This is a genomic window from Desulfosporosinus fructosivorans, from assembly GCF_004766045.1.
GTDB lineage: Bacteria > Bacillota > Desulfitobacteriia > Desulfitobacteriales > Desulfitobacteriaceae > Desulfosporosinus > Desulfosporosinus fructosivorans.
Window position 1 is genome coordinate 1 of the sequence record NZ_SPQQ01000023.1, and the last position, 24,872, is coordinate 24,872.

At 40.5% G+C, this 24,872-nt stretch carries 22 protein-coding genes; 6 read left to right on the top strand and 16 right to left on the bottom strand.

All coding sequences use genetic code 11. The annotated features are described in order from the left end of the window. Positions 1-548: 548 nt before the first annotated feature. The 7 genes from E4K67_RS27745 to E4K67_RS27775 all read right to left on the bottom strand — a co-directional run bounded on the left by E4K67_RS27745 (position 549) and on the right by E4K67_RS27775 (position 7,379). A complete protein-coding gene (locus tag E4K67_RS27745; RefSeq protein WP_135552724.1) occupies positions 549-932 on the bottom strand; it encodes a VOC family protein in 384 nt (127 codons plus the stop codon). A 123-nt stretch (positions 933-1,055) separates the two neighbouring features. Further along, positions 1,056-1,331: an ArsR/SmtB family transcription factor gene (locus E4K67_RS27750; RefSeq protein WP_135552725.1), complete on the bottom strand. Its 276-nt coding sequence runs from the start codon at positions 1,329-1,331 to the stop codon at positions 1,056-1,058. Between the two features lie 737 nt (positions 1,332-2,068). Beyond that, complete coding sequence (locus E4K67_RS27755) at positions 2,069-3,043, bottom strand: hypothetical protein (RefSeq protein ID WP_135552726.1); 975 nt, start codon at positions 3,041-3,043, stop codon at positions 2,069-2,071. Positions 3,044-3,099: 56 nt separating this feature from the next. Continuing rightward, entirely contained in the window at positions 3,100-4,479 is a 1,380-nt protein-coding gene (locus E4K67_RS27760) for an alpha/beta hydrolase-fold protein (protein WP_206752233.1), read from the bottom strand. Positions 4,480-4,686: 207 nt separating this feature from the next. Continuing rightward, on the bottom strand, positions 4,687-5,376 hold the full coding sequence (locus E4K67_RS27765; RefSeq protein ID WP_243454666.1) for a phosphatase PAP2 family protein: 690 nt from the start codon (positions 5,374-5,376) through the stop codon (positions 4,687-4,689). A gap of 14 nt (positions 5,377-5,390) precedes the next feature. Continuing rightward, complete coding sequence (locus E4K67_RS27770; RefSeq protein ID WP_135552727.1) at positions 5,391-6,575, bottom strand: MGDG synthase family glycosyltransferase; 1,185 nt, start codon at positions 6,573-6,575, stop codon at positions 5,391-5,393. A gap of 279 nt (positions 6,576-6,854) precedes the next feature. Beyond that, positions 6,855-7,379, bottom strand: a complete 525-nt coding sequence (locus E4K67_RS27775; protein WP_243454667.1) for a hypothetical protein — start codon at positions 7,377-7,379, stop codon at positions 6,855-6,857. 124 nt (positions 7,380-7,503) lie between these two features. Here E4K67_RS27775 and E4K67_RS27780 point away from each other — a divergent pair, with 124 nt between their 5' ends. Further along, a complete protein-coding gene (locus E4K67_RS27780; RefSeq protein ID WP_135552728.1) occupies positions 7,504-8,187 on the top strand; it encodes a response regulator transcription factor in 684 nt (227 codons plus the stop codon). Then, entirely contained in the window at positions 8,154-9,449 is a 1,296-nt protein-coding gene (locus tag E4K67_RS27785; RefSeq protein WP_243454668.1) for a sensor histidine kinase, read from the top strand. Before E4K67_RS27780 ends, E4K67_RS27785 begins: the two co-directional genes overlap by 34 nt. Before the next feature lie 631 nt (positions 9,450-10,080). Here the strand turns inward: E4K67_RS27785 and E4K67_RS27790 are convergent. The 3 genes from E4K67_RS27790 to E4K67_RS27800 form a co-directional block, all read right to left on the bottom strand. Further along, positions 10,081-10,839, bottom strand: coding sequence for an SDR family oxidoreductase (locus E4K67_RS27790; protein ID WP_135552730.1), 759 nt, complete (start codon positions 10,837-10,839; stop codon positions 10,081-10,083). Positions 10,840-10,909: 70 nt separating this feature from the next. Then, positions 10,910-11,728 carry an SDR family oxidoreductase gene (locus E4K67_RS27795; protein ID WP_135552731.1) on the bottom strand — a complete coding sequence of 273 codons (819 nt, stop codon included), beginning with the start codon at positions 11,726-11,728 and terminating at the stop codon, positions 10,910-10,912. An 81-nt stretch (positions 11,729-11,809) separates the two neighbouring features. After that, on the bottom strand, positions 11,810-12,817 hold the full coding sequence (locus E4K67_RS27800) for a zinc-dependent alcohol dehydrogenase (protein WP_135552732.1): 1,008 nt from the start codon (positions 12,815-12,817) through the stop codon (positions 11,810-11,812). A 365-nt stretch (positions 12,818-13,182) separates the two neighbouring features. Between E4K67_RS27800 and E4K67_RS27805 the strand changes: the two genes are divergently transcribed. From E4K67_RS27805 to E4K67_RS27815, 3 genes are all read left to right on the top strand, one after another. After that, positions 13,183-14,064, top strand: a complete 882-nt coding sequence (locus tag E4K67_RS27805; RefSeq protein WP_135552733.1) for an alpha/beta hydrolase — start codon at positions 13,183-13,185, stop codon at positions 14,062-14,064. A 518-nt stretch (positions 14,065-14,582) separates the two neighbouring features. Then, positions 14,583-15,254, top strand: coding sequence for a response regulator transcription factor (locus E4K67_RS27810; RefSeq protein ID WP_135552734.1), 672 nt, complete (start codon positions 14,583-14,585; stop codon positions 15,252-15,254). After that, positions 15,251-16,300, top strand: a complete 1,050-nt coding sequence (locus E4K67_RS27815) for a sensor histidine kinase (RefSeq protein WP_135552735.1) — start codon at positions 15,251-15,253, stop codon at positions 16,298-16,300. The genes E4K67_RS27810 and E4K67_RS27815 overlap by 4 nt, the downstream gene beginning before the upstream one ends. A gap of 309 nt (positions 16,301-16,609) precedes the next feature. Here E4K67_RS27815 and E4K67_RS27820 read toward each other — a convergent pair whose 3' ends face one another. Further along, complete coding sequence (locus E4K67_RS27820) at positions 16,610-18,496, bottom strand: M56 family metallopeptidase (protein ID WP_135552736.1); 1,887 nt, start codon at positions 18,494-18,496, stop codon at positions 16,610-16,612. Next, a complete protein-coding gene (locus E4K67_RS27825; RefSeq protein WP_135552737.1) occupies positions 18,497-18,865 on the bottom strand; it encodes a BlaI/MecI/CopY family transcriptional regulator in 369 nt (122 codons plus the stop codon). It lies immediately after the preceding gene. 250 nt (positions 18,866-19,115) lie between these two features. Between E4K67_RS27825 and E4K67_RS27830 the strand changes: the two genes are divergently transcribed. After that, a complete protein-coding gene (locus E4K67_RS27830; RefSeq protein ID WP_135552738.1) occupies positions 19,116-19,670 on the top strand; it encodes a sugar O-acetyltransferase in 555 nt (184 codons plus the stop codon). A 459-nt stretch (positions 19,671-20,129) separates the two neighbouring features. Here the strand turns inward: E4K67_RS27830 and E4K67_RS27835 are convergent, their stop codons facing one another. The 4 genes from E4K67_RS27835 to E4K67_RS27850 form a co-directional block, all read right to left on the bottom strand. Beyond that, positions 20,130-20,441: a thioredoxin family protein gene (locus E4K67_RS27835; RefSeq protein WP_199242673.1), complete on the bottom strand. Its 312-nt coding sequence runs from the start codon at positions 20,439-20,441 to the stop codon at positions 20,130-20,132. Positions 20,442-20,463: 22 nt separating this feature from the next. Next, entirely contained in the window at positions 20,464-21,381 is a 918-nt protein-coding gene (locus E4K67_RS27840; RefSeq protein ID WP_135552739.1) for an NAD(P)/FAD-dependent oxidoreductase, read from the bottom strand. Between the two features lie 193 nt (positions 21,382-21,574). After that, the gene (locus E4K67_RS27845) at positions 21,575-23,440 is read right to left on the bottom strand and encodes an aryl-sulfate sulfotransferase (RefSeq protein WP_135552740.1); all 1,866 of its coding nucleotides are present in this window, start codon (positions 23,438-23,440) and stop codon (positions 21,575-21,577) included. Between the two features lie 35 nt (positions 23,441-23,475). Then, the gene (locus tag E4K67_RS27850) at positions 23,476-24,867 is read right to left on the bottom strand and encodes an SLC13 family permease (protein ID WP_243454669.1); all 1,392 of its coding nucleotides are present in this window, start codon (positions 24,865-24,867) and stop codon (positions 23,476-23,478) included. Positions 24,868-24,872 lie beyond the last annotated feature (5 nt).

A 24,872-nucleotide genomic window follows, 5' to 3' on the forward strand; every position in this document is an offset into this window, starting at 1 on the left:
ATTTAGAAGAAAGTTAAAATTTCTTCTAAGAGACGAAGAGGCTGGTTGTGTTCAAATTACACAACCAGCCTCTATCTATGATAACCGAATTCAACTTGATTCTTAAAATGGAACAGCTTGAAAATAGGGTACTGTCTCTTAAAATCACTAAAAGACAATACCACCCATACTTTATTTTGCACGTATACTTTCTAAGCCCTGATCTATAGGGCTTAGAAAGTTATTTCTATAATATTTTTTGTTTTAATTTATTGCCCCTTGTTGCTTATCGCCGCCTGGGCTGCGGCTATCATAATAGACCAATCACTTTTTTCACTATTATGGAACACTTCTTGTAATTCAACACAACTAAAAAGTTTTCCTGCCTTTATATGTTTTTTTAGGATATGTTTCATGATAGCATTGAATAAGTGATTCTATTGAAGAGCGTGATATCTTTTAATTATAAAACTTGAATATTGTTCCATAATTACATTAAATGTGTTCACCGACCTTAAAACATAACAATAAAGTCGTTTAGAACTAGTTGCTTCTATTTCGACATAAAGTTACTTCTGCACTATCTGAATAAGGTTGCCGCATGTATCGTCAAATACAGCTATTGTGACTTCGCCCATTTCTATCGGCTCCATAGTAAACTTCACGCCGTGTTTCATTAATCTTTTGTACTCTTTACGAACATCTGCAACGCCAAACATTGTTGCTGGGAAGCCCTCGGCAAATATCTTCTTTTGGTACTCTCTGGCGGCCGGATGGTCATTCGGTTCGAGCAAAAGCTCGGTACCGTCTTGATCATCGGGAGAAACTAGCGTTATCCACCTGAATTTTCCAACGGGAACGTCATGCTTTTTTACAAAGCCTAGTATTTCTGAATAAAACTCCAGTGCCTTGTCTTGATCTTGTACGAATATACTGGTAACAATGATTTTCATACTGTTTTGCCTCCTTTGATATATGCGGCGTATGGTGGTCTGCTAACATCTGGCTGCAAGCAAAAACAGCCCACACACTCGTCAAAATTTCTGTTCCGATTTTGTTACTTGTTTTTTATAAAATTACTTTATCCATCCTTTCAGCAAGTCTTTAAGTGGTTCGTTGTTGAAACTAAGTACTCGATATTTCCCCTTTCGTTTTGATTTTACGAGCCCTGCATCATCCAAGGCAGAAAGATGTTTAGCTATCGCCTGTCGCGAAAAGTTAAGATTGTGCTTCGTAATTAGACGTACCGTAAGTTCATACAACGTCACCTCGTTGCGTTCGGATAGCTCGTCTAATATCAGCCGTCGAGTCGAGTCGCTGAGTGCTTTGAATATAGCGTCTTTGTCCCACATACATCAATTATAAGCAACCTCACGGTTGCTTGTCATGAACCGTATGCATTCTTTTTCTCCAACAATCTAAGTTCACTTCATCAACTAAAAAAGAAGTACAAGAAATCAATAAAAATAGGGTACTGCCTCTTAATCTTACTAAGCGACAGTACCCTTGCCTTATTTTTTTATATAACTCATCAAGCCCTTGATACATAAGGCTTCAACAGCTTTATTTATACTATTTTAAACCTTACTTCGATTAGGCTTTGTTCTTTAACACAGCCTGGGCAGCCACTATCATAAAGGACCAATCTCAATTTTTAACCATTATGGAACACTTTTTATTATCTGTTAAATTATTCCAGCGCAGAAACCCCAAATTGTAAAATAAGTTTTCAGGATCGTCGGAAATAGTTGCTCGTCTCTATTCTCTGCCAAATGACTGAGACCTTTAAACCCGCTTGTGATCGGGGTTCTGTAAATAGGGATTAATCATCCAACTGATTTTCAATGCGATTTAGTACGATGAATGAAAACTTAATTTCGTTTTAAGACTTTCTGCACTGGAATCTTAAATAAATTATGTTACTTCAAACTCTTTTACAGTACCGGCTATAGCTATCGTCATATCTCTCAGTTTAAAATAGTTGTTGCAGTTAATATTGTAAGCGTCAAATGCTACCTTCTGCCGGTGCTGTATATCCGGTTTTTGTCGATACTGTATTGCGTTTCCAGATATTTGATCAGATCCGCCGTCATGTCCAGGTTAGGCGTTGTACTGTGTTGTCGCCAACAATGGTATCCCGGAAACTGGGCACCAGGACGAAGCATTCATTTTTTGCTTGTTCCGCGGTGTCCGCCCAAATGACGCCGCCAAGGCCCTGTGTCAGGGAACCCGCGTGCTTGCTGCTCAGTGAGTCTTCATCCTGAATAAACAGCACCAGCGGATACGATTTGCTCTTGTCGTAATCCTTGGGGACATACAGATTGAACTTGTAATGCTGCTGGTAGTTGGGTTCACTGAAGTCGGGCTTGAGGAAGTCGTCCACAATCAGGTTGATGTCTTCTTGGTTGTTCAGCGCGGTGTTTCCTGCTTTATAGGTTTCACCGTCAACCGTTGAGATGCTGCCTGTCTGGGTGAAGGAGACAGAAATACCGTCCCCACCGTTCGTTGTGGAAAGCAACAATCCGGGATGCTTCGTTTTGTCCTCCTGGGTAATGGAGGGCGCTGCACTGTCGGATTGGCTCGTTCCCGTTCCCGGCGCGCCGCCTGCCTGACCGGTGGGGGCATTCCCTCCATTGGCCGGCGGATTGCCTGCAGGTTGTGATGAAGTGGCAGCCGCGCCGACAGGAATCTGGTAATCGGTCGAAAGCTCAACGATGACAAACTTGCCGTCAACGCCCTGTGCGGCCGTTGACGCCTCGGTGTTTGCGTACACCTTCGTAACGGTCTTGCCTTCCACCGCAAAAGCGGAGGCCGAAAGCTTTGCGGTGCTGATGCTCTTGTCGTATTCAAGCACAACGGCTACAGTCTTGATGCCATCCGAAAACACCTTGTTGATGGCCGTTATGCTTTTGACATGCGAATTTTCCGTATCACCCGTTCCGGTTGTGCCACTGGCAACGGTATTCGGACCGGCCGCGGCCTGGTTTGCGCTGTTCTGGGAACAGGATGCCAAAACCAATATGGCCACAGAAAATAACAACAGTAATGTTAGAATCCTCTTCATGTGATCATCATCTCCTTTTCCGCCATGCTGTCGCAGGCACGGGGAATTGACGGTGATTACTTCTTCACCTGTTTGAACAGCCAGTCCCGCACACCCTCAATCGTATAGGCATACTGCCAGGTATACCTATGGCTGCCGTTCTTGAAGACCGTATAATTGATGTTGCAGCCCGCAGCAAGCATGTTGCTAACATCGGTTGATAATTCCGCTGCACTGGCTTCTGCGTTCCAGGTCGCCTTGCTGCTTACGGTAGCACCCTGCTTCTTCAATGCTTCAGTGATGGCGTCCATGCCCGGGCTAGCCTTGCTATCACCCTCGGAGACGATGATCCACAGGTTGTCCTTCGCCATCGGGGTTACCTTGGTCGGATCCCACTGACAAGCAACCAACAGAGACGCCGCAAACATGTCCGGATACTTGATGTCCATAGCGATGGAGGTCATGCCGCCCATGGACTGACCGGTGTTATAGAGGCGGTTGGGGTCGATGCTGTACTGCTTCTCCAGCTCCTTGACCAAATCCACTGTGATGTCCATTAGTTCAGTGGTCGTAGAACTGTCATCAGCTATAACAGAGGTGTACTGGGGTGCAAGCACAAAGCATTCGTTCTTTGCCTGTTCAGATGGTGTGGCCCAGATGACAGCGCCTAAGCCCTGCGTCAGCGTATTCGTGGGGTTGTTGCTGACAACGCCGGCATCATGCATGAACAGCACCAGCGGATACTTCTTGGACGGATCGTAATTCTTCGGCACATACAGGTTGTACATCAGTTTTTCATTGTTGTAGTTCGGATCCGTGTAAACAAGCTGCTTGAAGTCCTCCACCACCAGGTTGATGTCCTTGCTGTTCGTCATCACGCCGGCATCCGCCTTGTAGGTTTGTCCATCCGTCGTCGCGATGTCGCCGTTCTGTGTCACATTGACGGTCAAGGGTTTGCTTTCGGATGAATCGCTTGCTGCGGAGCCCAAGCTGGGACCACCGCCGCCCTGGGGCGGGTTGGCACCCTGAGAAGCACCCTGCGCGGCATTGCCATTCTGGCCGTTACCGGCTCCATTGGCACCATTGCCGGGACCATTCCTTGTATCGGGCGAAATATCCGTCGAGAGCTCAATAATTACATACTTTCCGTTTACGCCTTTGGATGCCTTAGCCGCCTCAGTATTAGCATACACCTTTGTTATTGTTTTGCTGTCTACTGAGTAATCTGAAGTTGTAAGCTTTGAATTATCAATGTCTTTGTCGTATTCCACCGCTACAGCGCTTACCTTTTGCCCGTCCCCAAATACCTCAGTGATTGCTGTAACGTTTTTTATTTGTTTTAAATTACTTGAGCCTGTAGCGTTTGTGTTCCCATTTGTATTCCCACATCCTGCTAACGAACTCATTACCATTACAAGCATTAGAAATACCACTAAGGTTAATAATCCCTTTTTCATTTTTATATCCATTCCTTTCGATTCGCTCAAGGCACAAAACGTAATGAAATACGTTGGCTTTGAGCGGTTTTTTATGAACGCCCCCGTGATTTTATCAAACGTTTTCTGTGTCCATAAAATCACGGTATGGTCAATTATTGTTGTATGTTCTTATGTTTAACCGAAATGTAACCGACAAGGGCAATGATTAGTTGTTGTCAACTCCTTTTACCTTAACGCATGTCCTACCTTCGTTGCATAACCTGTACCATATTTATCTTCTTGTGGTTTTAAAGTTATGCCCATGGGTGCGTGAGCTATTAATCTCTGATGCTTTAGACCCTGAAGCAATGTCATTGATTTGAATAGACTTCCCCCTAAGAAAATACCCCCAGTAACATCCATAATTGTATGTTGTTTTAAAAAAACAGTTGATAATATTACAAGCACAGAAAGTATTTGACTCGCTAGCAATATTTTCTTGCTACAACCTTTGACCTTACCACTCGCCATAAAAGCAATGTACGCTGTCATTACATGAATACTCGGAAAAGCGTTATATGGATTATCCATCCCATACATAAATCGGGTTAAATTCGAGAATAAATCCTGACCCAAAATGACTGGACGAGGAACCGTAGTCTGAAATACTGTGTAGACCAGAAAACTCAGGAATAGACCGAGACATATAGAGGCTAAACTCAAAATATATAGCTCATTATCTCGTTTCATAAGCCAAGCCAAGACAACAAACATTAAAAGATACCATGCTAAATATGGGACAATGAAATACTTTATAAAAGGAATATGTTGATCCAAGACAGTGACAAGAGAATAAACATTTCCATTTGCATGGTTGAGTGGCCCGTAGAATAACATAATAAGCGGTACTAGAAGCATCCAAAATCCTCTAGCCAAATAGTTTCTCACCTTCACACCCCGCATCCCGCTTCTAATAAATCCAGCTCAACGCCATTGATATGATGCGGCGAATCTCTTGCCAACTCTAATATGGCTTTAACCGCTTTTTCGGCAGAATGTCGCGGCGAGATTTGAGCTGCAGCGTTACTCATCTTCTTTATTTCCTGTGGATTCGTAATCAGTTCATTAAGTATGCTTATAAGCTCTTCATCCGTACGAGCAATACGTCCCGCACCGATTTCCTCAATATAATTAGCATTGTTTTCTTCTTGGCCGGGAATAGGTTTGAAAACAATAATAGGAAGTTGTTTGGTCAACGACTCCGAAACCGTGAGTCCACCGGCCTTTGTGATAATGATATCGGCTATACTCATCAACTCATCAACGTAATTTATAAAGTCAAACCTTACCACTGGATTACGTGCATCTTGGACTACAGAATCTAAAGACTTATAGAGTTTATGATCCTTGCCGCAAACTATAATCGCTTGTACCGGCCCCTCAAGATTAGCAACGAGGTTACACATCCATTTCGCCTTACCTAAGACTCCATAGACTCCACCCATAATTAAGAAAGTTAACCGGTCTTTCTCCAATCCTAATTTGGAAAGTCTTTCGTCTTTGTCTGCTTCACGTTCAAATCGAGGATTGACTGGAATTCCCGACACTTGAATATGGGAAGCCTTTATTCCTCTATTCATCAACCCCCTTGCTACTTGGGGGCTACCTACAATGTAACAATCCACCCCGAAATGAATCCAATGACTGTGAACAGTATAATCCGTTACAACGGTAACAATAGGAATGCCCAGTTCCCCTTTCATCCTTAACTGGGCAAGCACCCCTGCAACGGTCGGGTAAGTACATACAATAACATCGGGTTCCAAATCCCGAATATAATTGATAAATTGTCTTCGTCCAAACGTATTCAGAAAACGTTGAAGAAGGGAATCATCTGCTATTTCTTGTGTGCGATAATAATACTTACCCCAAACCTTTGGTACGTGTTTAATAACTCCAATATAAGAACTTCGGAGCAACTGATTTAAACCCCTACTAATTACTGCTATTGCATCTTCGTGAATAATCTCGGCTGAAGGTTCATTCATTCGAAGAGCTGCAATTAGGGCTTCCGCCGCCTTTACATGACCCGTCCCATAAGTAGCGGAAAATACCAATACACGCAATGGCCTCATTTTAATACCCCCTAAGTATCGATTATGGTATCTAAAAGGCTTCTTAAAACCTCTCTTTACCTTGGAGGTAATTCTAATTCACTAACCTTTAATTTCCCTTAAAAATCTATTCGAATTTCCTCTAAGGTAAGTTTTATTCAACCAAGCCCATGCTAGGAAATAATAATGCAAAAATGAAAGGATGTTCTGAATTTCAGTTCAGGTACATCCCTTTTATTTTCTCAATGCATTTTTTTTAAACCCCGTCACTTATGTACCAGGATTTAATCCATGTTGAAACTACGAAACTGGATTTTTGATTATTTCAACACTGCGTTCCTTTAACATTTTGATAACTATATCGTAAAGGGCGTCGGCTTTGGGATCACCTATACCGATGATGTTAAATCCTACTTTTTCGAACCCACGGCTATCCCCCCGTCTATTCCCCTTTTTGCCATCACTCTCAGCTTTACCTGTTCCAAGCTTACCATGGTCTGTTAACGTCTGATATTGGACAGGAGTCAGGATTTCATAAACCTGTTTTGCGAGATCATTTATTGAGGGCGAACTATTTGTATCAGATGTAGACATTTTTTCAATTAGAGGTAGTATTGTTTTAGCTTGGTCCGGTGACATCTTAAAAGTTGAGGTGCTATCCAGGTACAGCAAATCTTGTTCCACTGACCTTGCCGTTTGCACTCCGATATTTGCTTGTCTAAGGTAATATTTTGCTGCTAAACCACCGCCCGCTCCTAATAATAGGATCAAAACTAGTAATAGGTACCACATCTTGTTAAGATTTTTTAGTTTTTTAAACATCATAAAGTATCCCTCCTATATTTTCTAACCCAAGTATAAATTCCAAAACTTTAAATTAGCTTAAAAAATAATAATTTTTAATGATATTTTAAGAATGGTAGGTTAAGATTATTAAGAGGTGATTTCTATGAGGTTATTGCTAGTCGATGATGAAAAAAGGTTAGTTGGTCCCTTAGCCTATATCCTAAGAAAAAATAATTACGGAGTTGACTTGGCTTATAACGGGGAGACAGGTCAAGCAATGGCCGAAACTGGGGTATATGATTTAATTGTTCTAGATAGGATGCTGCCCTATAAAGAGGGGGTAGAGGTTTTAAAAGATCTTCGAAATAAAGGGATTATGACTCCCATTATCCTGTTAACAGCGAAAGATTCAGTCGAAGATAGAATAGATGGACTTGATGCCGGGGCTGATGACTACCTAATAAAACCATTTTCAACTGGGGAATTGTTAGCCCGTATAAGAGCATTGGCCAGAAGAAAAGGAGTTCAAATAACTGGGGATAGAATTGAGGTATTCGGATTGGTACTTGACCCGCTCCTTTGTGAGGTATCATACGGAACGGATAGTGTTAAATTGACCTTAAAGGAATCGTTATTACTTGAACTTTTCATGCGTAACCCTAATCAGGTGATAACCAAGGATCAACTCTTAGATAGGGTTTGGGGATTAGACTCGGACGTAGAATTGTCCAATGTTGAAGTATATATCTACTTCTTACGGAAAAAAATTAAATTTAAATGTTTTTCAATAGAAACGATTCGGGGTGTAGGTTATTGTTTAAAGGGAATAAAAAAATCAGCTCTTTAAGATTAAGAGCTACGTTTAAAGGAGATAAGCTATTTGATTCTTTGAGATTAAGGCTTACCTTATCAAACATTTTAATTATGACAATTCTCTTATTGCTATTTATAATAAGTACCTATTTTCTCATGGAACATCAAATCTTCAATCAATCGGAACAATTAGTGCAAAATATCGCTGTTGCCATTGAGTCCGACTCAGCGGAACAACTGGAACAATTCAATAGAACAGAATATTTTTATATTAAGACTAAAGAATCCGGCGAAATTACGCAAACCTTTTCAACTAACCCACACTTTGGCCCAAAGGAACTAAAGGAGTTGGCTCAAGGAGTTCTAAAGAGGAAAGATAGTAAGGGAGATTCTGATTGGCACGGGCTCTCTTTTACCTTTCTCAAAGTCCCCCAAAAACAACAACCGGGTTTGCTGGTAGTATTTGTAGGTCTTAAACGAGAATTTATGGTTCTTAGGTTCTTACTGGCAGCTCTTTTTATGACCGGTATTATCTGCTTAGGATTAGCGTTTTACTCTAGCCTTTACTTAGCCGAAAAAGCATTAATACCTATAAGAAAGTCTTGGCAAAGGCAAAAGGATTTTGTAGCAGATGCCTCACATGAACTACGTACTCCCCTGGCAGTAATCCAAACAAACCTTGAATTAGTGATGGGTAATCCGAGAGAAACCGTCGAAGAACAGGAAGAGTGGTTGAATAATATTCAAATTGAAGCGTCTCATATGACTAGACTAGTGGAAGACTTATTGTTCTTAGCCAGAGTTGATTCTGCCCAACAGATACTTGAAAAAATTACTTTCTCTTTAGACAGAGCTATTCACCAGGTTGTCAAACCACTTATACCTATGGCAAACAACAAAGGAATAGAGCTAAAGATAGAGGTTGAGCCAGGAGTGGACTTTTATGGGGATGAAAAAAGAATAGGCCAACTCATACTTATTCTAGTTGACAATGCCATTAAACACACCCCAATTAAGGGTGAAGTGAGATTAGTGGGGAGGGTTATCGGAAATGCTGTCGAAATTTCAGTATCTGATACCGGTGAAGGAATCGAACAACAACATTCAGATAAAATCTTTGAGCGTTTTTACCGAATTGATAAGGCCAGAGCAAAAAGTATTGAAGGTACAGGGCTTGGCCTCTCTATTGCAAATTGGATTGTTAAAAGCCATAAAGGTACTATCAAAGTCTCTAGTATTCCGGGAAAAGAAACCTCTTTTGTAGTTCGGTTGCCAAAGGAATATTGCTCAATCTAGATCTTTATGGAGTTAGAAAATCGGCGATTGGAATGAGATGAATTCCTTCCGACCTAGCGCAAATTTACTACTATTCCACAAAGTGTTCCATAATTAGTTTCAAAAGTGTGTTCCATATACCTATTTTTCTATTAATATTTTGTACCAGAATCAAAAAATTAAAATCAGGGTATTGTCTCTTAAAATCATAAAAGACAATACTCATACTTTATTTTGTACGTATACCTTCAAAGCCTTGATGTTAAGGCTGAAAGCTAAGTCAATACTATTTCACTTGATGTTTTATCGCCGCCTGAGCCTGAGCTGCCACTATCATAAAGGCCCAATATCAATTTTTAATAATTATGGAACATTTTTATCATCTGTGCATAAATGGTTTTTTACTACTCCTTAACAGTTATTCCCGGTGTTACGATAGTTGTCGTAGGGACTAAAGAATAGTATCACCTGAAGCCGCTCAACATCCCTTAGCCAAGCGCCCTGAACCGACGAATAAACTCGCCCCTTATCAGTTTGATGATGTAATTGTGCTATGAAAGTTTGATAGGCTTTGTTTTTTAAGAAAAATATTGCGAACGGAATGACAAAAACGTCCAAAATATTTTTATCAATAAAAATCATAAAACAACTTTTAATAAGCAGTCCAACCGCCATCAACAGTCAAAACTGTACCGTTAACAAATCTGGAATCATCTGAAGCCAGGAACAGAGCAGCTCCGGCTATTTCTTCCGGTTCACCTAGTCGCGGAATCAGACTCATTCCGGTCCTACATATTGCTGCACCCCTCTGATTAACGTTGCCCATAGTTGCATTGATATTGGTTTTTATTGGCCCTGGAGCAATGGCATTGCAGCGGATGCCTTCTTTTGCATATTGGAAACCTGTATTCTTGGTGAAGCCTACTACTGCATGTTTGGAAGCAGTATAGGCAGCACCAGCTATACTGCCACGAAGGCCCCCTACTGAAGCTATATTGATAATTACCCCAGCGCCTTTAGTCAAAAATATCGACAACACTTTTCTGGTAGCCCTCATCACTGAAGTAGTATTAACTGCAAATACCCTATCCCATAGTTCATCTGTAACATCCGCAGCCGCAGCCATATTGTCCATTATGCCGGCATTGTTGACTAGAATATCAACTGTGCCATAAGTTTTAACGGTAGTATCAATTAGGTTTTGTATGTCTTCTTCTTTGGTTACATTGGTTAATACTGCCATAGCAGATCCACCATTTACCTCAATCTCAGCTACAGTTGCTTTTGCACCTTCCAAGTTAATGTCAGATACTACCACCTTTGCTCCTTCCTGAGCATATAGAATGGCAATGGACTTTCCCATTCCTGAAGCAGCTCCTGTTACTATTGCAACTTTTTCCTTAAGTTTCATTATTATTTCTCCTTTAATACTTATATAAGATTTGTTTACGCTTTACTTGTTTACTTTTCTTTCTTGAGAGTTACTTTTTCATTGATTTCATACCAGATACTAATCCTCCATCACAAAGTATGTCCGTACCTGTTAAAAATCCATTTCTTTTATCAATACAAGAAGTCAACAGATATGCAACTTCTTCGGCATAGCCAAATCGCTTAATTGCACAACATTTTGTAAATTTATCTCCTTCTTCAGATTCTAATTTTCCCATCGGTGTTTCAATATTTCCTGGAGATACTGATACTACACGGATTCCTTTGTCTCCATATAACGCTGCGCATTTCTTTGCATACCAGATTACGAAATTTTTAGATATGGGATAGGCCATACTGGAATGCATATGTTCTGGAAAATGCTTTACTGCGTCTACCATCTTTTTTATAAATTGCTCTTTATCTGTAAAACTTAATTCATAATTCGATACAGGTAAAGCCTCATCTGGCAACATGTATGCCGAAGTAGATGCAACATCCAGAATACAGGTTCCTTTTCCCATTTTAGCACTAAAAACCTCATTCACATTAATAGTTCCAAGTGCATTAACTTCCATAATTTTTTGTGCCTCACCCATATGCGGTGATAACCCTGCTGAATGAATGACAGCATCAATTTTTCCAACTTCAGCCGCACGCTCAGCCAATCTGGTAACCGATTCAAAATCTGAAACATCACAAGCAAAAGCTTCTGCCTCAATTCCTTCTGCTTTTAACTCATCAATTGCTGATTGTAATTTTTCAACATTTCTTCCTGAAATAATTATATAATGATCTTTTCCCGCCAGTTTAGCAGCTGCAAATCCCATTCCACTTCCGCCACCAGTGATTACACATACATTTTTCATAATATTTACCCCTCACTTTATCTATAATGTTTAATCATGCACGTTACTTGATACTTAAAGAATAATAAGGTCATAGTCAATTCAATACTTGATTTCAACTTTAAATGCTTCTTCTGTTTTGCTTGCTGTTTCTATCGCTTCCACAATATCTTTCAGATTGAATTCATGGGTAACAAGAGACTCCAAGTTAAATTTCCCGCTTTCCATAATTTCAAACACAGTTGCAACATCTTGAGGATGGTAGCCGCCTGATCCCAATATCTGAGCATCTTTATAAGTTATCAGTGTAAAGTCAATCGGTACTGGTTTATGATGAACGCCTACTACCACCAGCTTATTACCATACTTTGCCATGTTTTGCCATTGTTCAATGACGACACTTGCGCCAACAGCATCAATGTAAATATCTACATCTGCACATGACGAAGGGTATCCAGGAACTTCTCCGAAAACAGTCTTTGCTTTCGTTATGATGTCCTCCTTTGCACTGTTACAAACTTCAAAACCAAGATTCTTTACTTTATCCAAGCGGAAATCAGACAGATCTGCAATCATTACTTTCTCAACGCCATAATGTTTCAGGGCAATGGCGGCAGCTACTCCGATTGCTCCAGCACCAAACACAATAGCCTTTTGACCAGGCTGTGGATTTGCTTTTCTCGCAGCACAGGTTCCCACTGTAAATGGTTCAATGAGTGCCGCAACTTTGGAAGAAATCTTGTCGTTCACAAGATATACGGATTTTCCTAGTTCGCAATTAGGTATTTGAACATATTCAGAGAATCCGCCTACAGTTGCTGCTCTTGATCTATCATTTTTGGCTTCTAAAGGATAAGGATAGACTCTTTGTCCAATTTCAATCCCCTTGACATTTTGTCCAACTTCGACAACTTCGGAAACCATTTCGTGGCCAAATTCAAAGCCTTTAAAAATGCGAACAGAATCACCTCCGTGATAATAAGCGCTAATATCCGAGCCGCAAATGCTCGCATACAGATTTCTAACGATTATGTCATTTTCTCCACATACCGGCATTGCAAGTTCATTAATAGTTACGTCTTTAATACCGTTATAAATAGCTGCTTTCATTATAAAACACCTTCCTTATATCTTTTTTGCCTGAATTACTTTTGTGTAATTCATTTGACATCATGATATAAAATAGGTGTTTGTAAAATGTTAAACTATTGTTAAAGAAATATTAATCTAATAGGATTGTTTAACATTATTTTGACAACTTAGATTTATAATAGAATAAATTCCAAAAATCAATAGAGTTTTCTAAAGTCATAAACTACTAAGAAGCAAAGTTATGATTAATATTCTCGTTGTCAAATAGGTATAATATTCCTAAGAGCTATGTCGGATTGGTAGGATAATGTGACATATAAATTATTTAGTTAACAACCCGATAAATCGGAATTTATCCTGTGAAAAAGGAAGGATATACAATCATGCGTAAAGAAAGTTCAAGAGAAAAAATAATTAATAAAGTGAAAAAGTCCCGGGATTTCACCAATTTCCTGATGAAAATATTTGGCCCCAAATCCACCCACGCAGGAAAAGAAGTTATTCTTGAGACCGAAGTGGGCCCGGTGCGTACTTTGTGGTACGGATTCGAGGACAAAACAGTAAAACCAATCTTTTTCGATTTGCATGGTGGCGGTTTTATTTTGATGGATGCAGACAGTGATGAGCCTATGAACTTGATTTATCTGAAGAAGGTTGGATGCAAAATAATTTCTATAGATTATGGCAAAGCACCGGAAAATCCGTTCCCCATAGCAGTGAACCAGACTTATGCTGTGGTCAAACACGTACACCAGAATGCCGAAAAATATGGTATAGACCCCGACCACATGGCAATTGGCGGCTACAGTGCTGGCGGTAATCTGTCAACAGTTACCTGCCTGCAGGCTACACGTAAAAAGGAATTCTCTTTTGTATGTCAGGCGTTGAATTATCCGCCACTAGATTTATCTACAAGTCCTTATGACAAGCCATGTCCAAATGGTGCAATCAAGCCAAAACAGGCCAGCATATATGACGCTTGTTATATAGAACAGAAGGATGCGAAAAATCCATTGGTTTCCCCCATATATGCATCTAATGAAGAGCTGGCTGGCATGCCTGATGCGCTTATGATTCTGGCAGGGCGTGATTCTCTTCACGATGAGGGTGTGCGGTATGCTCATTTGTTGGAGCAAGCTGGTGTCTCTGTAGAATTGCATGATTATGACAATGAACGGCACGGGTTCCATTTCTACCGTTCCAAAAAAATTGATAAAGCATGTAATCGAATGGCAGACTTTTTGAAAAAGCATTTATTTGCCTGATTGCATATTATCTTTCATACGTATATCAATCACCGTACTCCGTATTCCTTCTTCTCTATATAAAAATGCCTGACCTTAACGTATATTTTCCATTTTTGCAAGTTCATTAATAGTTACGTTTTTAATGCCTTTATAAATAGCTGCTTTCATTATAAACCTTCCTTATATCTTTTTTTGGCTAAATTACTTTTGTGTAATTGACATTACGATATAAAATAGATGTTTGTGAAATGTAAACTATTGTTAAAGAAATATTAATATGAAGAAAATAGAATCTGTTAGATTTATGTTAGAATTGGCTGCTATCGTGTATTAAGAATGAGATGAGATGCAGGAATATGAATCATAAAATTTTAATTGTGGATGATGAATGCGATTATTTGGATATGTTGAATCTTGCTAATTCTAATCTGATAGGATTGTTAACATTATTTTAACAACTCAGATCTATAATAGAATAAGATTTCTAAAATCAATAGAGTTTTTCAAAGTGATAAACTAATTAAAGGAGCAAAGTTATGATTAATATTCTCGTTGTCGAAGATGACTTAAAATTGAATCACATCATATGTGCCTATCTGAACGATAATGGCTATCATGCAATCGGGTGTAAAACTGCTATGGAGGCATTTGACAAAATGATGAACAATATGATAGATCTTATCACTTCGGATATTATGATGCCTCAGATGGACGGATTTGAATTTGCATCTTTGGTAAGAGATCAGGATAAAACCATACCGATTTTGTTCATTACTGCCCGTGATGATATATCTGCCAAGCAAAAGGGGTTCCGGATTGGCATTGACGATTATATGGTTAAGCCAATTGATATGGATGAACTGGTACTACGGGTAGGTGCTTTGCTACGCAGAGCCAACATTGCCAATGAAAAGAAGCTGATTATTGGCAGTCTACTGATGAATGCAGATGAAATGACGACATATATAGATGAGGAAGAGATTCGGCTTACTGTTAAGGAATTCAATATCCTTTTCAAACTTTTGTCTTATCCCAAACGGACATTTACTCGTAATCAGCTGATGGATGAGTTCTGGGTAATGGACAGCGAAAGCAATCCCCGCACGGTGGACGTTTATATCACCAAGCTGCGGGATAAATTTTCATGTTGCAAGGACTTTGAAATAGTTACTGTTCATGGACTTGGGTATAAGGCAGTGCTGAAATGAGGCGAAAAAAAGAAGATAAACGAATCGATACGAGTTTTATATCCTTTAAAGACTTCGCAGGCATACTCCTGGTGCTCATCATCTTCATCGTAGGCGGTCTCTTGATTTACCTTGCCACTGTAAAAGAAGATTTCTGGACTACCTACTCCATATTTGGCTATTTAATTTTGATGGCCCTGATTTTAACTGTGATCACTGGCATCATGCGCCACTACTCTTTCAGCCGCCCCATGCGGCGGCTCAGTGAAGCTGCAAGGAAGATCGCAGAAGGTGATTTTTCGGTTCGTGTTGCCCCATTGCGTAAGGACGGAAAAAAAGACTACATTGAAGTGATGTTCAATGACTTTAATAAAATGGCAGAGGAGCTTGCCAGCATCGAAACCTTGAAAAGTGATTACATTGCCAATGTCTCTCATGAGATCAAGACGCCCCTTTCTGTCATCCAGAGCTACGCTATGGCGCTGCAGCACGAAACTCTATCACCGGAGGAGCGCAGGGAATATGCCAAAACCGTCGTGACTGCAGCGCAGAAGCTGTCTGCGCTGGTCACCAATATCCTGAAGCTGAACAAGCTGGAAAATCAGGCGATCATGCCGGGATCTGCACCCTATGACCTAAGTGAGCAGCTGCGTTGCTGTGCCCTTGCTTTTGAGGATTTATGGGAAAGTAAAGGCATCACATTTACAGCCGATTTAGATGAGACAATCGTAAGCTATGACGAAAGTATGCTGGAGCTTGTGTGGAACAATCTGCTTTCCAACGCCATCAAATTTACCAATCCGGGCGGTTCCATCGCATTGACACTGAAAATCGAAAATGGCTTAGCTGTGGTTTCGGTGAAGGACAGTGGCTGCGGTATGGATGAAGCCGTAAGAAAACATGTTTTTGATAAGTTCTATCAGGGAGACACCTCACATTCACAGGAAGGAAACGGGTTGGGGCTTGCCCTTGTTAAGAAAGTCATTGAAATTATCGGCGGCGGGATAACTGTAGACAGCAAAATAGGATATGGAACAACTTTCACTGTTTGCTTGAAAATTGCATAAATCTGTAATGGAATAAAGAAAACTTGGCTGGCGCCAAGCCTCAGCGAAGCCGGCCGCCTTAGTTGCACTTATGCTTCCAGAAAGTATCCAACTGAAGGTTATACTTTCTGACTAGTAGAACAAATGGCGTGCCACCGGCACGCCATTTGTTCTACATAATTGTCCTGGTTCAAAACGCTTTGCTTTTGCCAATCCCAATCCAAACTGCTATTAGCCGCCCACCAGTGTATGAAGGAGGATTTCGAATCCGTCGATACACTTCGAATAAATTGCTAGACATAATTTACATAATGATTCTTCATCGTCTCTCTACTGTAAAGCGTTTAATATCCTGATGACATTCTGCTCGGAGGCGGCTGTTTTTAAATCGGCATAAGCAATCATTTTCTCCCCGTCAAAAGCAAACAGGTAAAATGTCACGTCGTTTGTTTTAAAATTGTTGATCTGATAGGTTAAAAACTTGATCTTTTTGCCTGTATATTGTGCCAAAATTTCTTTTTGAGCTGCTAGTTCTTTGATGGGAGGATCGGCGGCAAAAGCATCTGTTACCGTAACCGGAAATCCCGTACCGCTGTTTACAGTAATTTGACGGTCATCCCCGATCACGGAATAGATCTGCTTCTCTCTCTCTATACTTTGCTTTTGTCCTTCGCTGTAAAAATCCTCCGCATTTTTTATAGTGGAAACGTTGTTCAGGTAATTGGTGAAGGAATCCAGGCTGCCCGCGGCCTCTTTCACCGTATCGTCCGTAAAATATTCCATTCCGTAACGTTCGCTTAAGTTTTCCCGGTTATAATAAGACCCAGCAAAATCGCCGTATTGATCATAAAGTCTGAACGAAGTCTCGCCGGCATTAGGAATCAAGCTGAACATCACGGCCGCGTTTTTGTTCCAACTGGTCTCAATATCTCCGAGAGAACGATAATTGGCCCGGCTGTCAACCTGATAATTGACCGTAATTCCATAAGGCTCGCTATCCGTTTGTAGCTCGATGGATTTTAGAGGCAAATCCGTAAAGCTAAGTGCGTGGATAATTGCGGCTACCGTTGAGTTATCACCGGTATAAGTTCCTTGATATTGATATAATTTTTCGGCATAGCCGTCCGGCTGGCCAAGGGTTCCTTTCTTTTGATTGTCGCTACTTTCTTGCGTATCGACGCTTACCTGTCCACTGCTGCAAGCAACCATTGTGCCGGTAACACCTGCCAGGGCCAGGACAAACACCAGCGCCCAAATGCCTCTTTTTTTGTTGTTCCTGTCAAAAATATTGGCAAATCTTTTCTTGGCACTCTTGCCGCTCTCTGAAAAGCCCGTTGAAAGCGCCATGGAGTGTGTTGTCCGGCTGTTTTGCATCGATTTCAGGATGGTCAACGAATATTCTTTCCTAAAATTCAGATCGCTGTTTCTGACTACGATGTCATCACAGGAATACTCCAAATCCCGGTTGGCCGCCTTGATCATGAAATAGACGAAGGGATTAAACCAGTGTACGGAATTGGCTGTAAGCAAAAACAGTTTATACCAAATATCGCCCCTTTTGTAGTGGATAAGCTCATGCTGTAAGACGACAGACAATTCCTCCCGGGTATAATCCAAGTCAGGCAATAAAATCGCCGCCTGAAAAAAGCCTGTCAGCATGGGGCTTGCTATTTTAGAACATCTAAAAAGCTGTGGCCTCCCTTTTATTTTCATAGAATTTAAAACACTGTCCAGCACCGTACGATCAGTCTCGCTGCAATACGGCTTGATTTTTCTCTGGAATATTACATAACTGATCATATGGAACAGGAAGAAGGACATGGCGCCTAAGGCCCAAATGACAAGCAATAATTCCTGCAGGGTGATGACAGAGGTATAATCGGCAGAAGCTGATTCAGAAACGAATGCAGATGCAGATGTAGATGCAGAAACAGGAGCAGAAGGGTTATTGCCTTTTTCCAGGTAACTGTCGCCCATAATCAGACCGGGCATTCCATCTTGATTAAGAATAATGGTTTGGTTGGACGGCGCGGGTAGATGGACAGGCGCCTGAGGCAATTCAAGCCTCCAAGGTATTATTAGGCGGAGCGCTAATAACAGCCACACAAAATAACACCATTTGGCACTGTACCTTTTAAGTAAAAATGGCGAAATTATGAGCAGTAAGACAATGACTGCCGACATGGTGAGGGAAATCAGAAAAATATTATTCAGCATTTATTCCGCCTCCTCTATATACTTTTTCAGCTCCTTCAAATCTTCCTTGGAAACGCTTTCTCCGTCGTAAAGGGCCGCAACTAAACTGGTCAGGGAGTTGTGGTGCATTTTCCGCAAAAATGTCTTGCTTTCCTTTTGCAAATAATCGTCTTTTTTTACCAAGACCTCATAAATATTAAACCGGCCTTCCTTGTGGCACGATAAAAAGCCGCGGTCACAAAGCCGACTTAAGAAATTAAGCACAGTTGTTTTCTGCCAAGCCTTATCCAGGTGATCCATGATATAATCGGATGTTACTTTTTCATCCGCATCCCAAATAGTCATCATGATTTCCAGCTCACTGTCGGGGATTTTTTGTATACCTGCCATTTCCAGTGCTCCTCATTTTACAATTGTCGAATTCATTATTATTTTACAATTGTAAAACCTATTTGTCAAACGTTTTTGGAATCTGGGCATAGGCCACCTATTTCCAGTATTGGATTTACCGATATATTTGGTGTGTTGCCATAATATCGCAAGCCGATTCATATATATTGATGAACACAAGACCATGTTCGTTTAAAGTTTCATATTTAAGCAAAAATAACATTAATACTTAACAATGGAGGAGAAGCATATGATAAAAAGCGAAAAAGAGAAAATGTTATCAGGCGATCACTATAATGCTGGTGATGAAGACTTAGTTAGAGAAAGAAATTATGCAAGGAATCTGACTTTCGAATTTAACCACACGAGACCAAATGAAAAAGAAAAAAGACAGCAAATTCTAAAGCAACTGTTTAATTCTAAAGGTTCGTTTCATATCGAAGCACCATTTAATTGTGACTATGGTTATAATATAGAAATTGGCGAAAATTTTTATGCCAACTATGGATGTATTATACTCGATGTTAATAAGGTTAAAATCGGAGATAATGTACTTTTAGCACCAAATGTTCAAATATATACAGCTGCACATCCTATTGACCCTACAGAAAGACTTACTGGCAAAGAATACGCTAAACCAATTGTGATAGGAAATAATGTTTGGGTTGGTGGTGGAACAATAATATGCCCAGGAGTAAAAATTGGAGATAACGTAACTATAGGTGCAGGAAGTGTCGTGACTAAGGATATACCCGACCATGTAATCGCTGTAGGTAACCCATGCAGAGTTATTAAAAGCATTTAATGCTATTAAAGGATTGGATCACCTATTTTCACCATAATGGCCTCTGAATTCGTCGATTGTCCATTGATCTCTTTGAAGCCATATCCGATACCCACAACATTAGCAAAGGATAAAAGGTGTTCGATAACACTATTTGCTCAGGAATTTATTCATCTGCCTTCCTCCTTTATTCTTGTACTATTTAATACTGGGGACCAAGCCAAGTGTGACAAGGTCGGAGTTACTTCAGAAGGCGGAAATGATCCGTTCAAATTAAAATACGAGTGCAATTCTACTATTCGAATTTGCACTCGCATTTTAATTTGAACCGCTTGATTTGGATTTTCCTAATTAGAACTGGTGGCAGTAGGCAACTGGCTTTCCTCTCGAACTTCAATGTTAATTTGGTTCCTAACTTCAGTGATATCCGGGTAGAACACTGGTCACTCTTACGGTCAACTGTATTTGTGGCCCACTCATCTATCCTTCGATCATTCGCTGAATAATTGGTTTTTGTTGCAATCCTTTTAACCGGTCTACTTCTTTACCATCGTTAAAAAGAATCAATGTAGGATAGCCCACTACACCGTACTTGTTTACCGCTTCTTTATTTTGATCGAAATCTAATGTTACTATTTCTATATCGTCTACATTCTTGGCAACATCTTTTAATACAAAGCTTAACATTTTGCATGGTCCACAAACCTTTGAATAAAAATCAACCAAAACCTTACCTTTACTAATTAATTGGTCTAATTCTTCTCCATTAATTTCTCTGATTATAACTGCCATTTTCCTACTCTCTCCTTTGGTTTTATTGTAAGTCTTCGATATATTTAGCCACTGCTTGCGCCGCTATCGCTCCATCACTACAGGCTGTAATAACTTGTCTCAAGTGCTTGCTGGTTATATCACCAGCACTATAGATCCCTGGTACTTTCGTCGCCATATAGGCATCCGTCTCAATATACCCCTGCTCATTGACTATTCCTAAACCCACAAAAGCCCCCGCTTTCGGTTCTAACCCGATATATTCAAAGGCGCCGTCTGCTTGTACCGTGACCTCTTCTCCGGTCATCGTCGATATGGCTCTTAAACCTTCAAATTTGTCTCCACCTAAGAATTCTAAGATATCATAGAATTCATAAATTCTAACATTGGACATAGCTCTTAATTTAGAGCAAGCCGATGGGTCTGCCGTTAAATTGAAGAGCGTTACAATGGTCACTTCCTCCGCCAAACCTGCTAAATAGATAGCTTCTTCAACGGCACAGTTACCACCACCGGTAACAATCACCTTTTTGTCTCGATACTGGGCTCCATCACAGATAGCGCACCAGCTAATACTCGTTCCTGTAAACTTTTCTTCGCCAGGTACTCCGAGAGTTCTTGGCTTGGTGCCGGTAGCGATAATGACGGCTTTTGCTTCATAGGAGTGGCCTTCTTCGCAAAGGATTTTATTTACGTTGCCTTCTGATTGGATTTCCATTACTGTGCCATAATCAAAGGTAACCTCCAACTCCTGAGTATGTTCAAACATTTTAATGGCTAATTCCGCGCCATTAATAGTTCCCATCCCAGTATAGTTTTGGATTTCAAAGGTATTGACAATTTGCCCTCCAGGAGCCAATTTATCTAGAAGCACTACCTTTAGATTTGCTCTGGCTGCATAAATAGCCGCCGTCATCCCAGCCGGACCCGCACCAATAATCGCTACATCATATTGTGTCATGTGTTCCCCTCCAAAATGAATATCCCTGTTTGTAAAAATGAAATAATAGTCTCTCAGAGGTTGCCAAGTTCTGCGCAGCAAGAATGGTATCATCAGACTGCTGGCACTTAGATTCGGGACCCTCGAAGTGCCTCAAACCCTTACGGTTATTAACGAAGGAAAGAGGCACTTCATAATTATATTCGTGTTCCTTTTAGAGCTTAACAGATACCCCAGTTTCGTATTTATTCTCATCAACAATTAAAGACACCCTAAATTGCCCAACTAACCCTTCTCTACTGACTGGGAATTCGACGGCCCGATCGTCGCTTTCGAGGAACGTACCTACACACATTGCCAAGAATGGTCGTTTAGTTGTGGGGACAAAGTAACTATGAGTTGTATCTCCTTCGAACTGAAGCAAAACCATTTGACCTTTCTCAAAGGTTGCTTTAAATATCAATCGATCTTCTTCTAGACCGATTTTGACATTGTATTGTTGGGGAACCATGCCTGCTTCCTCAGCGGGTGGAATCGTTAAGAACTCTTCGGTTACACCTAGAGACCCCAGTAATTCTCCTTTGCCTAGAGTCAAAATATCCTCTGTGGTGTATAGCTTTAACTTTTCAGCACGATAATAGTTTGCTGGTATTTGCATCTCGTACATTACCACATCGTCTTTTAGCTCGACAGTAATGGAGTTAAATACCGTCTTTTCTTTATCTATGCCTGCATATTGTACGGGAGGTCTATTGCTTGGCTCACCATCGAAGTAGCCGATACCCCCAGAGTGTACAAGATAGTGACCTTCAGTATAGTACTCCACGTTACAAATGTACGTAGAGAAGAATTCAGCGCCTCTCTCCTTACCATACTGCCAAACTTGCTCAATTTCCATTTTGTCGGTATCGATTCGATATCTTACACCACGGGAGAAGTTGTCTTTGGCCGCTACATAATTTTCTTTAACCTTGGATCTCCAATGTCCATTGTCGAAGACAAAAATATCTCCATCGGGCAACACCACACAAGCGTGCTGTTCATATTGCCAGTCAAATTCACCGTCCCCTACTGGGGTAAAGAAGTATTTATCAACGAGTTCTTGAGGCCAGCCTTGGGGGTCACCGATAACCCAGTTCAAAGTACCACTCTCATAATCTAAATTGATAATGGCATCTTGATGGCGGCCGGATAACGTTAAGGAGTTTGTCTTTTTATCATACCAGACCGCATTATTGTGGAACCAATCATGGCTGGAATGACTACCCGATCCTGCAACATCTTGCGGCAATACTTTTTGGTAATCCCAGCTTTTTAGGATTTCGCCAGTTTTGCGATCAACTAGGACACACATATCCTCCACCGTACCCCTCGGTAAGTACTGACTTAAGATGAGTAAATTGCCATCCTCCATTTCAAATTGGTCATGATGATAACCACTTGGGAGTCGATATTCTTTATAGATTTTACCGATCATCCCCATTTCATAGAGACCTGTAACATGGTAGGGAGGGGTAACCAATCGGTGCGTCCCAAGCAATAAACGACCGTTTTTTACCCTCTTAATGTCGAAAGCAGTATTTAGTGTACCGTACCAGCGGGCATCCCCTTTATAGTCATAGGCAGCAGTACTTGCAGGAGAGGTGGGGCTGACAAACATCATATTGTCCCCGAAGTATTCTGGCGTGGTCTCTATTTTGCTTGGTAGTTTGACGGAATCGGGCGCCACTTCGGTTTGTATTGTTACTGTGGTTTTCTTCCCATTATTCAAAACTAACTCCACTTGATTGACATAACCGGCATAAAGACCATAAACAGGAATCATATGGTCTGTGGCTGCGGGGATTTGGAAGTTGATATCTCCAGCGGTTTCTTTTCCTTTAACCGAGATGCCTACGGCTGTAGGCTCTGCTGTTTTGAACATAATAAGAGCTGTCAATGGTGCAACGAGATAAGGATTTAACTTTACGTAAGGCTTACTAAAAGAATAGTTTCCTTTTTGATATTCTGCTAAGAAGGCTTCCTCCGAGTGAAACTGTTCACTAATAATATGTTCAAATTCTTTAAATTTTACCGTCATGTTTAATCGCTCCTTGAATTTTATTACGAATTATCTTAAAAAATTAAATTTGACAGCGGAAATCCTACAATAACATATAACACGAGCATAGTGACAACAATGATCGCCCCATATTTACCAATATCCTTCGCTTCCACCCAATCTTTGTTGCCATATAAAATAGCTGCATATGGGGAAGCTGCTGGCGTCAAAATTGCCACATGCAAGGCAAAGGTAATTGCAGTTGCAATCGCCATCGGATTGGTGCCATTTTGTAAGGAAAAAGAGTATACAATCGGCATTAATAAGACACCCATTACACCATTGTTGGCAACATTAGTAATTATCATTGAAAAGATGATGAGAATTGTAGTAAAAACGATTGGTGACCGATTTCCCAGTAAGGGATTTAACACTTCGGTCAAAAATGGTTTAATACCAGTTGCATCTTGAGTTAAGGCACCAGAGATAACCATAGCCATTGCTACCAGGAAATAGACATCCCAAGTAACATAACGCCCAGTGATCTCTTTAAAATCGATAATTGGTTTATTATTTATTTTAAACAGACTTAACCCTACTATAAACGCAATGACCACACCCCAAGGACCTATCTTATTGATTAAAGCAACAAAGCCAATGGTCTTGGGTAAAATACTTGGCAAGAGAATTAATCCTAAGTATCCAAACAAACATGCAAATAATATTTTTTGTCGTAAATCCATTGCTGGTAGCTTTTCTTTCTCAAATTGCTCTGTATTAATATTAGCAATTCTGCTCATATCCGGTTTGAAAACAAACTTAATTAATAAGCTGAATGCTATAATGGCCAACGTGGACATAACCAGGCCAAATAGCATATAAGGTAAATAATCGAGCTTCATTTTAGATACTTTTTCGAAAGAGGCTACAACCATAAGGGCTGACCCAGTAAATGGTTTCGCAGCTTGACCCGAAATAGCGCCAAACATTGTACCAATAACCATAATTGAAGCGTATGCGTCACCCTTCTTATAACCAACGTTCTCCAAAACGCCATAAAGAATCGCCCACATCAAAAGCAAGGCTGGTAAAATATTTGCTGAAAGTGCTGCCAAAACATAAGTAGCATATATAAAGATAAAGCTAAAGACGACAGGCCTTCCATTAATAATTTTTCTGGTTAAAAACCATCTGCTAATATAATTTGTGATGCCATGGTGCTGAATAGCTCCAAATAGGATCATAGCGAAAAACACTAAAATAGTGACCGTATCACCAAAGGATTTAAGTAGAACTTCTGGCATAGTTGCATAATCAGATATGCCTAATGCAATCAGTCCTAATAAGCTGGGCCATAAGATACCGACAAACGACCACAAGTAAATTACACCAATAAAAATTCCTAAAACTTGCATACCTATTGCGGTCACCGGAGCAAAGGGCTCTAACATCCCAAAACCGAACATTATCA